Here is a 15581-nt window from a genome sequence, read left to right as displayed (position 1 = left end):
GATCAGTCTGCTTGGCCGCCGGGTCCGGGATTGATCGATCCCATCCGCAGATCGACGTCGCCGGTCCCGAGTTTGATCGGTTTGCCGACGATGACGTTCTCCGCGACACCGTCGAGTTCGTCGATCTCGCCATGGATCGCTGCGTTCAGCAAGTGATTAACCGTCACCTCGAACGCCGCCCGTGCGAGGACGGAGTCTTTCGATCCAGAGATGCCGTGGCGACCGATCGACTCGATCTCGCCGCGATTGGTCATGATGTCCGCGACGAGCATCAGGTGACGAACGTTCACGTCGTCGAGCCCCTGCTCTGCGAGCGTGTTGTTCGTCTCCTCGATGATGGCCTCGCGAGCGGCCTCGATACCGAGGTTGCGGTGGATCTCGTGGATGTTGTTACACGTCGTCCGTGAGGCGTCGACGCCCTCGATCTCGAGCACGTCGCCAAAGGCCGACCCCTCGGTGTAGAGGACGAACTGCTCGTCGCCGTCGTCCAGTTCCTCGCGGCGGATGACAACGCGGGAGACCTCTTCGATCCCCTTGAACGTGATATCTCGCAGTTCCTCGACGAGTTGGAGCAAGTCGCGGTAGGACGGCTCCTCCGGACCGAACTCGATCTCGGTGCCGTTCTGAATCGCCTTCACGCCGAGGTTGTCCTCGATGATTTCAGCCACCTTGTCGGGCGTGATTAGGCGCTCTTCGAGCGTCTCCTCGTTGAGCGAAATCTGCACGCGCATGTCGGCAACGTTCGTCGACACGTCACCCAGCGCGAGGATCTTCGTCGCCTCGATATTCCAGACGACTTCGTGGGCCTTCTCGCGCTCGGTTGCATATTCGTCCTCGAGATACACCGTCATCATCGGCGTATCCGGCGTCTTCCGAGCGTCGACGAGTTCGATCAATCGCGGCAGCCCCTGGGTCACGTCGATCTCTGCGACCCCCGCGTAGTGGAACGTGTTCATCGTGAGCTGCGTCCCCGGCTCCCCGATCGACTGTGCGGAGACGGTTCCGACGGGTTCGAGCGGTTCGACGCGGGTGTCAATGTAGCGTGCCTCGACCGCCTTTGCGAGTTCGTCCGCGTCTTCGACGGTCGCGTCGCCGCGGTCCTCCAGGGTTTCGTAGACTTCGTCCTTGAGTCGCCGCGGGAGGGTGGTGTCCTCGACGACGGCGATCGTGTCGTCGTCGACAGCGTAGTCAACCTCAGTCATCCGAGGGCACCTCCGTTTCCTCGGCAAAGCGAGTATCCGCGTACTCGGAGAGGTTCGTCGGCTGGCGCTTCATGCCGAGGAACTCCTCTTTCTCGGCCTCGGAGGCGAACTCCGAGTCCAGGACGCGATCCGCGATCTGGGCGACCTCGATATCGTTGTCGTCGCCCGAGGAAACCTTGACCGGCGAGGTACCATCCTCGCCGAACTCGAACTGGACGATCGTATCGCTCGTGTCCCGAACCGTGCCGTCGTACTGCGCTTCGAGTTCGGAGAGCGCGTTGATCAGCCGCCGCTGCAGATAGCCCGACTTCGAAGTCCGGACTGCCGTGTCGACCAGGCCCTCGCGGCCACCCATCGCGTGGAAGAAGAACTCTCGCGGCGTCAGACCGCTGGTGTAGGAGTTCTCGACGAAACCGTGTGCCTCCGCGGAGAGGTCGTTCGGCTGATAGTGGCTGAGGGTACGATCCTCGTACCCCCGGTTGATCCGCTCGCCGCGAACCGCCTGCTGGCCGACGGCACCGGCCATCTGGGTCAGGTTGAGCATCGACCCACGCGCGCCGGAGTTCGCCATGACGACCGCCGGATTCTCGTCGGAGAAGTGCTCGTCGGCGATGTTCCCGGCGTTGTCGCGGGCCCGCGAGAGCGTCTGCATGATCTTCATCTCAAGGGTTTCATCGAGCGTCCGACCTGGCAGCGACTCGAGTTCGCCGCGCTCGTAGGCCTCGATGAGTTCCTCGACGCGATCGTTTGCGTCCTCGATCGTCTCATCGATGCGCTCCTGTGCCGCCTCCGGGATCGTCTCGTCGTCGATGCCGATCGAGAACCCGAAGTGCATGATCGCACGCATCGCCAGCGTCGAGACCTCGTTGATGAAGATCCGCGAGCGCGTGTTGCCGTAGACCTTCGTAATAGTGTCGACGATCTCGCCGCCGAACTCGCCGACCTCGTCCTCGGCGACCGTTCCCTCGATCAGCTGGCCGTCCTCGATGACGACCTCGTCGCCGACCGTGCCGGTGAACTCGAGGTTCAGGTCGTCCGGCAGGAGTTCGGAGAAGACATCGTAGCCAGTCCAGAACGGCTCTCCGGCGTCGTCGATACCGCTCGGTTCGGGCAGTTCGTCGATCCGGGTCGCACGCAGCAGGTCGAGCGCCTGCGTCTCGTTGAACCGCGGATTGTCGTGGGTCAGGAGGTACATCCCACTGATGTGGTCCTGAATGGCACCGATGATGTTCTCGCCAAAGCGCGGCGAGAGAATCTGCTCCTGCACTCGCATGAGCACGCGGGCCTCGGCGCGGGCCTCCTCGTTTTGCAGCGCGTGCATGTTCATCTCGTCGCCGTCGAAGTCTGCGTTGTACGGCGGGCAGACGACGGTGTTCAGCCGGAACGTCTTGTACGGCATGACCACGACCTCGTGGGCCATGATCGACATCCGGTGGAGCGACGGCTGGCGGTTGAAGATGACGATGTCGCCGTCGACCATGTGGCGGTTGACCTCCCAACCGGCCTGGACCTTCTCCGCGAGTTGCTCGCAGTTCTTCTCGGTGACCTTCAGTCGGCGACCGTCGGGTCGGCGGACGTAGTTCGCGCCGGGGTGGGCCTCGGGCCCGTTGGAGACGTAGCGACGAGCCTCCGCCAGGTTTCGCTCCGTGACGTTCATCGTCTGGGTCATCTCCTTTGCGACCCGGTCCGGAACGCCGACCTCGTTCAGGCTCAGGGTCGGGTCCGGCGAGATGACGGTCCGTGCGGAGAAGTTCACACGCTTCCCGGACAGCGAGCCGCGGAATCGACCCTCCTTCCCCTTCAGGCGCTGCGAGAGGGTCTTGAGCGGCCGACCCGAGCGGTGGCGAGCCGGCGGCGTTCCCGAAATCTCGTTGTCCATGAAGGTGGTGACGTGGTACTGCAGCAGTTCCCAGAGGTCCTCAATGATTAGCTGTGGCGCTCCCGCCTCACGATTCTCCATAAACCGCTGGTTGATCCGGATGATGTCGACCAGTTTGTGCGTAAGGTCGTCCTCGCTGCGCTGGCCGTTGTCGAGCGTGATCGACGGTCGCGCCGTCACCGGCGGGACGGGGAGGACGGTAAGGATCATCCACTCCGGGCGCGAGCGTTCGGCGTCGATGCCGAGCACTTCGATGTCCTCGTCCGGAATGGCCTCGAACCAGTCCCGGATGTCGCTCGGCATCAGCTTGTTCGTGTCCTCTTCCGTGAGGTCGATATCCAGCGCCTTCTCGATCGCTTTACGCTGACTCTCGCGCGGGCGGAACGATCCCGAGAGAATCTCGTTGATCCGCGAGAGTTCAATATCGGTCTCCTCGGCGAGTTCGTCCGGCGAGGTTCGCTCGATGCCTTCCTCCTCGTCGCCCTGCATCGCGCCGGCGATTCGCTGGGAGTACTCGCTGGTGAGGACCTGCTGGACCTCGTAGTAGGTGGTCGGCTTCTCGTGGTCGATGTCGTACTGGATCTCGCCGCAGAACGGACAGCGATCCTTCTTTCGGGCCTGCCGAATCGCGGCCTTCGTCACGTCGTTTAGGTCCCGACCGAGCTTTCGCGATTCGTCGATCTGGTCGCGGAACTCGCCGCGTTCGTCTTCGGTCAGCAACAGGCGCGAACACTCGCGACAGGTGCCACGCAGGAGCCGGCGGATGAGCTTCGTAAAGCCGACGTGGATGACCGGCGCGGCGAGTTCGATGTGCCCGAAGTGGCCGTTACACGACCCCGAGTGCTTCCCGCAGGTCTTGCACTCCAGACCGGGGTCGATCACGCCGAGCCGTGGATCCATCAGCCCCATGTCGATGGGGAAGCCGTCGTCGTCGTAGGTGTCGGCGGTGATGATCTTCGTCGCGCTCATCTCCCGGTACTCCTCGGGCTCCATCAGCCCGAAGTTGATCGATCCGATATCTTTTGGTGTACTGTTTCGCATTGTTTTAGACAGCGTCTGCCAGTTCCAGTCGCGGTGCGATTCCCAGCGCCTTCATTTCGTCCAACAGGAGCTTGAACGCGTAACTCATCTCGATTTCGTGGATGTCCGTCTCCTCGCCACAGTTCGGACAGTAGACGCGCCGTTGCTCGACGTTCTCGACCGCGCTCATCCCACACTGCCCGCAGACGTTGATGAACTCGCGGTCGGATTCATCAAGCAGTCGTTCCTTGAGCGTCATCGCGGCACCGTGACCGATGAAGACGTCGCGCTCCATCTCCCCGATACGGAGGCCGCCCTCGCGGGCCCGCCCTTCGGTCGGCTGGCGGGTCAACACCTGCACCGGCCCGCGCGAACGGGCGTGCAGTTTGTTCGAGACCATGTGGTAGAGCTTCTGATAGAAGATGATCCCGACGAAGATCTCGGCCTCGATTTTTTCGCCCGTCACGCCGGAGTACATCGTCTCCTTCCCGGCGGAGTTAAAGCCGGCATCCTCCAGCCCGTCACGGAGTTCGGACTCGTCCTCGCCGAGGAAGGGCGTCCCGTCGACGCGCCGTCCTTCCATCGCGCCGAGCTTGCCACCGATCATCTCGAGGATGTGCCCGACCGTCATCCGCGACGGCAGCGCGTGCGGGTTGACGATGAGGTCCGGCACGACGCCGTTCTCGGTAAAGGGCATGTCCTCCTGGGGTGCGAGGTGGCCGACGACGCCCTTCTGTCCGTGGCGGGATGCGAACTTGTCCCCGAGTTCAGGAATGCGCTCGTCGCGCACGGAAACCTTCGAGAGTTTCGAGCCGTCCTCGCCTTCCATCAGCGTGACGGTGTCGACGACACCCGACTCGCCCGAGCGCATGGTAACGGAGGTCTCGCGTCGTTTCTGTGGCGAGAGGCCGCCCATGTCGTCCGGCTCTTCGAGGAATCGCGGCGGGCTCGTCTTGCCGAGCAGGACGCTGTTTTCGTCGACGTCCGTCTCGGGGTTGACGAGGCCGTCTTCGTCCAAGTGCGCGTAGGCGTCCTCACCGCGTGCCCCGCGGACATCCTGGGAAGGGACCTCGAAGCGGTCCTCCTGACCGCCCGGATACCGTCGTTCCTCGCCCTCGTAGGTCCGGAAGAAGTGCGAGCGGGCGAGTGCGCGCTCGACCGAGGCCTTGTTCATGACGAGTGCGTCCTCGATGTTGAACCCCTCGTAGCTCATCACGGCAACGACGAAGTTCTGGGCTGCGGGCCGGTCGTCGAAGCCGATCTGCTCGGTCGTCTGGGTCTTGACCATCGAGAGCTGCGGGTAGTGCAGCAGGTGCTGGCGCGTGTCCGGCCGAATTCGGTAGTTGGCCGAGGGCAGCCCCAGCGACTGCTTGACCATCCCCGCCCCCATCGTAATCCGCGGCGACGCGTTGTGTTCCGGATACGGAATCATCCCCGCACCGATCCCGAAGATGAGCTGCGGGTCGATTTCGAGGTGGGTGTGATCCTCGTTTAGATCGTCCTCGTCGACAGCGACGTAGATGTCCTCCTCCTCCTCGGCGTCGATGAACTCGATATAGCCGTGATCGACGAGATCCTCGAACTCGAGTTCGTCGTTCTGGAGGGCTTGGATCTCTTGGTCGGAGATTCGCGGTTCGCCGTCTTCGACGACGAGTAGCGGGCGGCGAGCGCGGCCCGCATCGGCGTTGACGATCACTTCGCGGGTGCGTTCTTTGACCGAGACGTTGACCATCTCGCTGACGTCGCCGATTCGTCGTGCTTCGCGGATCTGTGCTGCAAGCTCGTGCGGGTCTGGGTGCGTTCCCACCAGCGACCCGTTGACGTAGACCTTGGCGTCTCGTTGTTGGCTGCTCATATTTGATTAGTCGTCTGCCGGTGATGTCGTTCGTTCGATACCTTCGAGACCGGGAATCCCTTCGACCCCCATCGAGGCGAGTTCACGTTTGAGCGCTTGCTCGTCCTCGATGTTCTGAGAGAGTTCCATCGCCTGCGCGAAGTTCTTGACCAGTCCACAGTTCGGTCCCTCCGGCGTCTCGGAGGGACAGATGCGACCCCACTGGGTCGCGTGGAGGTCTCGCGCTTCGAAGTGTGGCTGGCTGCGAGAGAGCGGACTACGCAGGCGACGAAGGTGCGAGAGAACCCCCATGAAGTCGGTTCGGTCCACCAGTTGGGAGACGCCGGAGCGGCCGCCGACCCAGTTGCCGGTCGCGATCGGGTGCTCCAGGCGTTCGGTGAGCACGTCCGAGCGGACGACCGTGGAGACCGACAGGTTCCGATTTCGCATGTTGGCGCGCTCGAGCTGGTACTTCACGTCGCGTGCGAGCTTGTTCAGCGCCGTCCGGAACAGGTCTTTCATCAGGTCGCCGGAGACCTTCAGCCGCTTGTTGGCGTAGTGGTCCTTGTCGTCCGCCTCACGACGGTTGAGCGCGAGCTCGAAGCAGGCCTCGGCCATCCGGCAGAGGTAGTGGGCTTTGTTGATTCGGACGTCTTCTTCCTCGACGCCGTCCTCGTGGAGATGCGGCAGGAGATAGCGGTCGATAACGTAGTTCGCTCGTTTGAGCTGGTAGTTCTTGCCCTGACCGGAGGCGACGCGTTTTCCGAGTTCTTCGATGGCACCCTCCTCGGTCTGGACGTCCGCCTCCTCCAGATTTTCGAGCATGTACTTGACGACCTCGGGGTCGTTCGAGACCTTGTGGACGATCTCTTCGTCCGATTCGAGGCCGAGGGCGCGCACGAGCGTCACGAAGTTGATAGAGCCGGAGACGGAGGGGAAGCTCACCTCGAGCAGGCCGTCACGAGTTCGTTCACAGAGGACGAGCGCGCGGTAGCCACGGCGCTGGGAGAAGGTCTTTGCGACCTGAATCTCGTCGCCGTATTTGGTGTCGTATTCGGCGAGGATCTTGTTCGGCGCGAGGTCCTCGCTGGTCATCAGCACGCGCTCGGAGCCGTTGACGATGAAGTATCCGCCGGGGTCCGCCGGATCTTCGCCGATCTCGATCAGCTCCTCGTCCGAGAAGCCGGCGATGTTACACTTATCGGAGCCGACCATGATCGGCATCCGGCCGATCTTCGTCTCCGTGGAGTCGACGACTCGCTGGTCGCCTTCCTCGCCCTTGACGATCGACATCTCCATGAAGACCGGTGCGGAGTAGGTGATGTTTCGGAGGCGGGCCTCCTGTGGGTAGAGGAGTTCTTCGGAGCCGTCGGCCTCCCGAACGCGGGGCGTGACGACACGCACGTCGCCGAGTTCGACGTGGACCGGTTCTTCGCCTTCCTTGTCGCCGATGTCCGTGTCGATGGTTTCCTTCTCGTCAACGACCTCCTGCATCCCCCGGTTGAGGAAAGAGTTGAACGAACGGTAGTGATGTTCTGCGAGCCGTTCCCTCGAGAAGTATTCGCGTGAGATGTCCCGTCGTTTCTCGCGGTTGAGTTCCATTGCCATTTATTCCACCACAAGTCGGTATACGACTGCCTGATCGGTTGTACGTGAGTCGCGGACGATTTTGATGACGTCGCCGAGCTCCGCCTCGTCCGGGATCGCGGGATCGGTCCGTTTGATTTTCGGCAGATCTGTGCGGTCGATGTCGTACTCGGAGAGGACCTCCTCGAGCGTCTCCTCTTCGAGGATGGAGTGGTCCGGCACGAGTTCGTGTTGGCTTACGTCTACCATGTATTGATGTGCGTGTGCGCTATTGGGAGAGAAGCGGCTGTCACGAGATACTACAGCCACGTAGCGGCGGCAGGCATTTAACGGTTTCTAACTCGATTCAGAAGCGTCGCTGTTCGACCGGGCGGACCTGACCGGAGTAACCGATCACACTCGTGAATAGCCGATTCTCAGTTAAATTCCTTGTGGGTCATGTGAAGGACCCACACAATAATGCGAAAGTCACGGGCAGTTGTGTCCCGATTTCCCGTACCACGGCGCGTTCAATTGGAAACCCTTAATACTCTCACCGGGAAACCAAGAGTTGCAAGCCCGGGTGGTGTAGTGGCCCATCATACAACCCTGTCACGGTTGTGACGCGGGTTCAAATCCCGCCTCGGGCGTCTTCTTCGATTTCAACTTCGTGAGCGACCGGTGTAGCCGTGTCGCGAATACACTGAATCGAGGAGCGACAGAATCAGGATTTGAAAACAAAGAGTCGCACGCCCGGACCGGTCGAACAGAGTGAGACCGCAGCCAGGAACGTCTCTGTCGGGTTCAAATCCCGCCTCGAGCGTCTTCTTCCGAGCACAAGTTTGGTAAGCGACGCGTCTAGGTTCAATACCGGTTGATGATCTACGCGGTGAGTCACGCCGTTATCCGGACGAATTGGAAACAATCCGTGACAGTCGAGTCGCGTGAACTCGTTTCGGATTCCAGAACACTTTCCCGATCTACTGGATGTTGTTGATGTCAACCATGGTTCCGTGTGCGAGGTAGGATTTACCAGCGGCGAGTTCGTAGATGTCCGAATGACCACATGATGGCGGGTGCAGAACAAAACCCTTAATACTCTCACCGGGAAACCAAGAGTTGCAAGCCCGGGTGGTGTAGTGGCCCATCATACAACCCTGTCACGGTTGTGACGCGGGTTCAAATCCCGCCTCGGGCGTTCTCTTCGATTTCAACTTCGTAAGCGACCGGTATAGCCGTGTCGCGAACACACTGAATCGAGGAGCGACAGAATCGGGATTTGAAAACAAAGAGTCGCACGCCCGGACCGGTCGAACAGAGTGAGACCGCAGCCCGGAACGTCTCTGTCGGGTTCAAATCCCGCCTCGGGCGTCTTCTTTCGCGAACAAGTTCGACGAGCAATGCGGTAGTATTTCTCTTTGTCTAGAAGTGGACCACTCGATGGATTTGAATCAGCGAGTTCAGGAGGTCGCGGATAAATTGGGCTCGGCCGCAGGTTAGCGGTCGAAGTGGTAGAGAACCGCTGTGCTCGGACAGCGACGCTGCGATCATTTTTATCGGATTGAGAGCCAACTACGCTATGCGGAACTCAAAGGACATTGGAGACGAGACAGAAGCCAAAGCAATAGCAACACTACTTTCGTGTGGGTACAGCGTCTCGATCCCGTTCGGAGACAACGATAAATATGACTTACTCGTTGATAACGAGGGCGAGATCTATCGCATTCAGTGTAAAACCGGATGGGAAAACAAAAAGAACACGTTCCGGTTTAATACACACACTCAAACGACACGTAATGGGACATATCACGAGGACATATACCAAGGTGAAATCGACGCGTTCTTCGTCTACTACCCCGAAAACGGCACGTTTTATTGGATCGATGCAACCGATGCCACTGAACAGAAAATGGAACTTCGATTCGAGTCTGAAATCGATCATCCATCGATAAATTGGGCAGAAGAGTACGTATTTACGGGCGAGATATGAGAAGCAGGGAGTAGTCTGCAGACGGAACAACGAGCGAACGTCCGCTACTGCGTCACAAACAGTATCTATTTAGTACTTGTTTCGATAGTGTCCAATAATACTAGCTAGAATTCCCCTCTCTTTAAGACAATGTCACAGTCGATCACCGTCCTCGTCGTCGACAACGAGCCAGGATTCGCCGACCTCGCCGGAGAGATGCTCGAACGCGAACGATCCGAACTCGTCGTCGAGGCAGCAACGAGCGGGGAGGAGGCGCTCGAGTTCATCGAGCGACACGATGTTGATTGTATCGTCAGCGATTACGAGATGCCGGATTTGACGGGACTGGAGTTACTCGAGCGCGTTCGAGAGGACGACCCGGAGATTCCGTTTGTGCTCTTTACGGGACGGGGGTCGGAGGCGGTTGCGAGCGAGGCGATCGATGCGGGAGTGACCCAGTATCTACAGAAGGGGACGGGCCGGGAGCAGTATACGTTGCTCGCGAATCAGATTACGAACGCGGTCGCCCAGTATCGGGCGGAGACGGAGTTGCGCGAGAGCGAGCGCCGCTACGAGCGAACGGTGACGACGCTTCACGAGACGACGCGGGAGTTAATGCGGGCTGAGACGAAAGCCGAGATCTACGAGACGGCAGTTGCGACGGCAGCGGAGATGGGTGCGGTGATCGCGGCGGGGGCGTACGCGTTCGAGTCGACGGCGCGGGTGCTTGAACACGTCGCCTCGGCGACGGCTGAGGAGACCTGCGGGGTTGTCGATTCCGAGATCGAAGCCCCGCGCGAAGACGACCTCGTCTGGGAAGCGTTCTCGGCGGGGACGACGACCCGGTACGAGGCGTGTACGCGGCCGGGTGGGATTTTGAAGACCGAACTGGTCCAGCGAAGCGAAATCGTCGTTCCGCTCGGCTCTCACGGAGCGTTAGTTGCGGGGACGGACGCGGAATCGTTCGACGAGACGACGGCCGAAGTCGTCGAGATACTGGCGGCGAATACCGAAGCGGCGCTCGATCGGGCGGAACGCGAACAGTTGCTCCGCGAGCACGACCGGACGTTGACCCGCCAGAACGAGGAGTTGACGCGGCTCAACCACATCAACGAGATCATCCGTGAGATCAACCACGGGGTCGCACAGGCCTCGACACGCAGCGGGATCGAATCGACCGTCTGTGAACGGCTTGCCGACACCGACCGCTACCGGTTCGCATGGATCGCAAGCGATGATCCACCGGTGCCGACGGCCTGGACAGGCGTCGATGCGGCGTACATGGATCGCATTCGAGATGCGGACAATCATGCCCCGGAGGTGACGCTGATTCAGCAGACACTGGAAACGGAACAGCCCTGTGTCGTACGGGATGTACTCGAGGCTGAATCGTGGGAGCAACGCCGAGCGGAGGCGCTCACCTACGGCTTCCAGCGCGTCCTCGCCGTGCCGCTCACGGACGGCGAACGCGAGTTCGGCGCACTCCTGGTCCACATCGGCGGCGGCGACGAGATCGGCGACGCCGAGCGCGAGGTACTTGCTGAACTCGGCGAAACCATCGGCCATGCGATTCACTCGGTCGAACGAACGCGAGCGATGCTTACGGACAGCCGACTCGAACTCGAACTCGAGTGTCGAGACCCCCGGTTGCTTTTCAACCGGCTGACGACCCGTATCGACGAACCGCTTACCGTCGCGGGCGTGATCGACCGACCGAACGACGAGTTCGTCTGTTTCGTGAGCGCGCCGTCGTCGGTGGATCTCCGCCCGGTTGCGGACGAGTGGGCGGTGATCGAGACCTGTTCGGTCGTCTCGGACGGCGACGACGAGACGCTCTTCGAGGTGACGGGATCGACGACGCCGCTTATCGACGTACTGCGGACGTACGACGTGACGGTTCGGACTGCGGTCGCCGAGGCGGGGACCTCGACGCTCGTCTTGGAGGTGCCAAAGCAGGTCGAAGCACGCACGCTGTTCGAGGCGATCAGCGAACGCTACCCGGACACCGAACTCGAAGCGCGCCGCGAGACGGCGAGTGCGCGGTCGGCCCAACAACTGGATACGCATCTCGAAGAGGAGTTGACCGACAAGCAGTACGAGGCGTTACAGGCGGCCCACTACAGCGGCTTTTTCGAGTGGCCGCGGGAGAGTACCGGTGAGGACCTCGCAGGGGTGCTCGACGTCTCTTCGCCGACGTATCAGTACCACCTTCGGGCCGCGGAGCGAAAGCTCGTCACGCTGGCACTTGGTCGGTCATCTAAATAATTAGTATATCTATGAGTGACTACCTACATAGCTAGAAATTATACTTAACCACCAGCCAATCGTATCCGTAAGTGGCGATCTGCGAAGGCTGTCGCCACCCCCTAATCCCCCACCCCCCACTTTCCGTAATTCCGCACACCGTAACGTAGCGATACTATAACGACACCGGTGAGCCAGTGCTGTGCCGATCGTTCCTCCCGGCAAACACAGGGGCGTCAGTCGTCAGTGATCGACCGCGCGATCCCACTCGATCCAGTCCTGTTCCCAGCCTCGTCTGGACTCGGCGCGCCGACGGGCGTGTTCGCGGTCCTCACGAGCCGTCCGATTTCGTTCGATAGCGCCGAGTTGCTCACCGTCGACGAGGAGCGGATCGAACGAAACCGGGCCTCGCTCGGAGCGCGATCCATCGGCCGAGACGGCGACGAGTCGCTGTTGCTGGGTTCCCTGTGGAACGACCAGCCGACCGTCTGCGGCCAGTTGCTCGACTACGGCACGTGGAGGTGAAACGACGGCGGCTTCGAGCAGAATGCGATCGAACGGGGCGTACTCGGGGAGACCGTCAGCACCGTTCCGGCAATCGACGAGTACACCGTCGTAGCCCGCATCCGCAAGGTTCCGGCGGGCTTCGATCACGAGCGGCCGTGCGATGTCGACGGCGTGGACATTCGTCTCGCCGACGAGTTCAGCCGCGAGGGCGGCAGTGTAACCCACACCGGCACCGATGACGAGGACGGAGTCGTTGGCGGTTGGCGCGAGTGCGTCGAAGAGCCGAGCGACGGTGCTCGGCGCGAGCACGCGCGTCCCGAGGACTTCGTGCTCGCGATCGGCGTAGGCCGTGCGATCGTCGTCGACGAACTCGTGGCGGGGCACGTCCCGCATGGCGACGGCGACGGCTTCGTTCTGGAGGACGTCCTTGGCCGGGGACTCGAGTCCGTCGACCATGTCCTCTCGCAGTACCGCGGGGTCCATAGTCGACGTATCCGACGAGCGAGTATGAATGGCGCGCTTGCGCTGCGGCACTGCGATCGGTTCGCGGACGCCGTCTCGGACGACCCCGAGGTACTCGCCTCGTCCATCCGTAAAGAGCACCGTCACCGAACGATCAGCCGCGCATCTGGACGAATCGAACCGCCCCGTGTTCGGTTCGATCGAGTGCCTCGGTTCCGGATTCCCCGGATTCTCCGTATTCAGTCGCGCGTTTCGTCGCCTCGACGAGCGTCTGCCGGCCGGTTCCGATCGGCGCGAGGATCGCTCCCTCGGGCTGGAGTTGCTCGATCACGGGGTCGGGTATCGACGCCGTCGCACAGGTGAAATAGACCCCGTCGTAGGGGGCGTGTTCGGCCCATCCCTCGCGACCGTCGCCGACGCGAACGGACACGTCACCGTAGCCGATCTCCGCGAGCGTTTCTCGGGCCGATTCGGCGAGTTCAGCGCTGAACTCGACGCTGTAAACGTTGGCCGCGCCGGCGAGTTCGGCGGTGACGGCGGCGTGGTAGCCACAGCCGGTGCCGATTTCGAGCACGTCGTCGCCCGGGCCGGGATCGAGCCGCGCGGCCATGATCGCGACCATGTGTGGGGCGCTGATCGTCTGGCCGTCGCCGATGGGCAGGGGCCGATCGGCGTAGGCACTTTCGCGTCGATTCTCGGGGACGAACTCGTGACGCGGGACCGACTCGAGGGCGTCGAGCACGCGCTGGTCGTCGATACGGCGGGCGACGGTTCGAACCAGGCGCTTGCGGGCGGTCTCGTAGTCGTTGGGGTCGTTGCGGCCGTTACGGCCGAAGCGATCGAACGGGGTCATGGTTGTGTGTCGTCGCTCGCGAGCAAGAGAATGACGGGCGCACGTGCTGGCCGTGTGCGGAATCAGGTGTCTCAACGCGTTTTGTGCGGTTCGTCATCGAACGGAACCGAACGAAACCGATGGAGCCGGCGACAATCGCGCCACCGTCTTCTGGGCTACCAGGCGGACCACGCACTCGTCGTCTGATCGTACGCGTAGACCCGCTTCGTGTCCTTTGCGGGCACCGTATCGCCTTCTATCTCGTATCGGTCGCGGTCGTACCCCTGAACCGTATCGCGGACGACGAAGGCGTCGATCTCGAACTCGTCGTCGCCGAACTCCTCGATCTCGCCGACCTCGAACTCGTAGTCGCCCGGGACGTGGACCGTAATGCTTCGGCTGTCGTCCCGCGAGCCGTCCTGCGGGTGGATCGTCACGCTGACCGAAACGTTGTCGACCTCGCGCGTCCAGACGGTCTGTATTTCGTCCGCAGGAGCCTCCTCGACACGTTTGTGCCCCTCGAGTTCGATGCTCGTCACGCGGACCGTCGAGAGGACGGCCTCCGTTTCGAGGATGAACTCGTCGCCGACTTCGACGGGTTCGTCTGCGGGGGTGGTGACGTTCGCCGAGAAGGACTCGCCGTCCTGGGAGACGACGACGTCGAGCGTGACCTCGCGCTCTCGTTCGGGCTGGATCTTGTGGACGTGGCTGCACTCGCTACAGCGGACGGTGAGGGTGCCGCCGCCTTCGGTGAGGACCTCGTGGACCGTCTCGAGGTCCGGCGAGCACGACGGGCACGCCGTCGGAATCCGCTCCGGAATATCGTTCATAGCACGTCGTAGACGCTACGTGCCTAAAAGGCGATTGGACCTCGAATCGGTCCGAGTACTCGATAGCAGCGGGCGTTCTCGCCCACTGTCTCGGGCGGGCAGTCGTCGCCAGTCGTCAGTCGGTCGTTGTCAGTCGTCACTCGGCCGGTTCGGTTTCGTCGCCGAGAGGCGTCACCCGCTGGCCAGCGTGGACGTATCCGCGCTCGTGCGAACGCGACTCCGTGTCCGGGTGCGCTGTCCTGACGTTCGCGAACTGCACCGGGAGCCCGGCCCCAAGGAAGAAATTCGGGCGATCCTGCACGTGAAAGTGGAGGTGCGGTTCCGTCGAGTTCCCCGAGTGGCCACAGCGGGCGATCCGCTGGCCCCGGTCAACGCGCTCGCCCGGTTCGACCGCGACGCTGCCGCGCTGGAGGTGGGCGAGCACGCTGAACTCGCCGCCCGCGTGTTCGATGATCACGTTGTTCCCCAGGATGCTCCGCTGGAGCGGGTCCAGCCAGCCGTCGGTCCGGTGGTAATCGCGGTGGTCGTTTCGCACGCTCACGACGGTCCCGTCGGCGGGAGCCAGGATCGGCTCCCCGAAACAGTAGAACTCGTCGGGCGGGCCGCGGTCGCCCGCGGTCGTTCGCCCATCCTCGTCGGCGATCACGAAATCGTAGGCGTACCGCTGGGCGTACAGCCCCCAGGAGTGTGAATACTCGCGGTCCGGACTCCCGTTGATGACCGTCCAGGTCCCCTCGAACGGCAGCCGGTAGTCAACCTCGCTCTCGTGGTCCGCAGGCGACGGCAGACTCCCCCGGTAGCGCGCAAGGACCGGCAACTGGCCGGCCATCTGTCCGATCCCGGTGACCAACAGCACGGGCTGGAACTGAATCAGGAGCATCGAAACGACCATCCGAAGGGACGTTCCCCGGTCGTCCGTCTCGAGCCAGTCCCTCGGTGCCGGATCAGTCCGGTCGCCGTCCGAATTCGCACCCGAGGGCAGTCCGGGGATCAACTGAAGAATCGGCCAGAAGGCCGCCAGAAAGAAGAGCGCGAACAGTTTGAGCTCCTCGAGCGAGTCGAACAGGTAGCCGGGAATCGACAGAAATCCGAGTAGCGAGACGGTTATCGGGTCGGGAAGGCGACGCATGATCGCCCTCAGCCGGCCCGGATCAGCCCCTGCATCCGAATCGACCGGATGTCGTATTGCCATACTGCTCCACACAGACCGAGTCGGGATCAACGTTTGGCGAAGAA

Annotated in this window: 11 protein-coding genes and 2 tRNA genes; 4 read left to right on the top strand and 9 right to left on the bottom strand. The window is 62.0% G+C overall.

The annotated features are described in order from the left end of the window. Positions 1 to 2: 2 nt before the first annotated feature. Genes rpoA2 through SM755_RS12950 form a run of 5 tightly spaced genes read right to left on the bottom strand, consistent with a single transcriptional unit; the run spans position 3 to position 7771 of the window. Positions 3 to 1202, bottom strand: a complete 1200-nt coding sequence (gene rpoA2 / locus SM755_RS12970; protein WP_323173022.1) for a DNA-directed RNA polymerase subunit A'' — start codon at positions 1200 to 1202, stop codon at positions 3 to 5. Next, positions 1195 to 4122 carry a DNA-directed RNA polymerase subunit A' gene (locus SM755_RS12965; RefSeq protein WP_323173021.1) on the bottom strand — a complete coding sequence of 976 codons (2928 nt, stop codon included), beginning with the start codon at positions 4120 to 4122 and terminating at the stop codon, positions 1195 to 1197. The genes rpoA2 and SM755_RS12965 overlap by 8 nt, the downstream gene beginning before the upstream one ends. Before the next feature lie 4 nt (positions 4123 to 4126). Beyond that, positions 4127 to 5956, bottom strand: coding sequence for a DNA-directed RNA polymerase subunit B (gene rpoB / locus SM755_RS12960; RefSeq protein WP_323173020.1), 1830 nt, complete (start codon positions 5954 to 5956; stop codon positions 4127 to 4129). Positions 5957 to 5962: 6 nt separating this feature from the next. Next, positions 5963 to 7543 carry a DNA-directed RNA polymerase subunit B'' gene (locus SM755_RS12955; RefSeq protein WP_006665006.1) on the bottom strand — a complete coding sequence of 527 codons (1581 nt, stop codon included), beginning with the start codon at positions 7541 to 7543 and terminating at the stop codon, positions 5963 to 5965. After that, positions 7544 to 7771 (bottom strand): DNA-directed RNA polymerase subunit H, encoded by a 228-nt coding sequence (locus tag SM755_RS12950; RefSeq protein WP_006110585.1) that lies wholly within the window; start codon positions 7769 to 7771, stop codon positions 7544 to 7546. It abuts the gene before it with no gap. 307 nt (positions 7772 to 8078) lie between these two features. Here SM755_RS12950 and SM755_RS12945 point away from each other — a divergent pair. From SM755_RS12945 to SM755_RS12930, 4 genes are all read left to right on the top strand, one after another. Further along, a tRNA-Asp gene (locus SM755_RS12945) sits at positions 8079 to 8151 on the top strand. A 475-nt stretch (positions 8152 to 8626) separates the two neighbouring features. Then, a tRNA-Asp gene (locus SM755_RS12940) sits at positions 8627 to 8699 on the top strand. 381 nt (positions 8700 to 9080) lie between these two features. Next, on the top strand, positions 9081 to 9491 hold the full coding sequence (locus SM755_RS12935) for a group I intron-associated PD-(D/E)XK endonuclease (RefSeq protein WP_006665007.1): 411 nt from the start codon (positions 9081 to 9083) through the stop codon (positions 9489 to 9491). 129 nt (positions 9492 to 9620) lie between these two features. After that, positions 9621 to 11735 (top strand): bacterio-opsin activator domain-containing protein, encoded by a 2115-nt coding sequence (locus tag SM755_RS12930; protein ID WP_323173019.1) that lies wholly within the window; start codon positions 9621 to 9623, stop codon positions 11733 to 11735. A gap of 222 nt (positions 11736 to 11957) precedes the next feature. Here SM755_RS12930 and SM755_RS12925 read toward each other — a convergent pair whose 3' ends face one another. From SM755_RS12925 to SM755_RS12910, 4 genes are all read right to left on the bottom strand, one after another. Beyond that, a complete protein-coding gene (locus SM755_RS12925) occupies positions 11958 to 12704 on the bottom strand; it encodes a protein-L-isoaspartate O-methyltransferase (protein WP_323173230.1) in 747 nt (248 codons plus the stop codon). Between the two features lie 133 nt (positions 12705 to 12837). Next, positions 12838 to 13536, bottom strand: coding sequence for a protein-L-isoaspartate(D-aspartate) O-methyltransferase (locus SM755_RS12920; RefSeq protein ID WP_323173018.1), 699 nt, complete (start codon positions 13534 to 13536; stop codon positions 12838 to 12840). Between the two features lie 155 nt (positions 13537 to 13691). Continuing rightward, entirely contained in the window at positions 13692 to 14345 is a 654-nt protein-coding gene (locus tag SM755_RS12915; protein WP_323173017.1) for an HVO_0476 family zinc finger protein, read from the bottom strand. 136 nt (positions 14346 to 14481) lie between these two features. Beyond that, the gene (locus SM755_RS12910) at positions 14482 to 15537 is read right to left on the bottom strand and encodes a M23 family metallopeptidase (protein WP_323173016.1); all 1056 of its coding nucleotides are present in this window, start codon (positions 15535 to 15537) and stop codon (positions 14482 to 14484) included. Positions 15538 to 15581: the final 44 nt, after the last annotated feature.

The organism is Natrialba sp. PRR66, assembly GCF_034808065.1.
Lineage (GTDB): Archaea > Halobacteriota > Halobacteria > Halobacteriales > Natrialbaceae > Natrialba > Natrialba aegyptia.
Note: the sequence above shows the minus strand (reverse complement) of the source record. Positions and strands in the feature narration are given on the sequence as shown.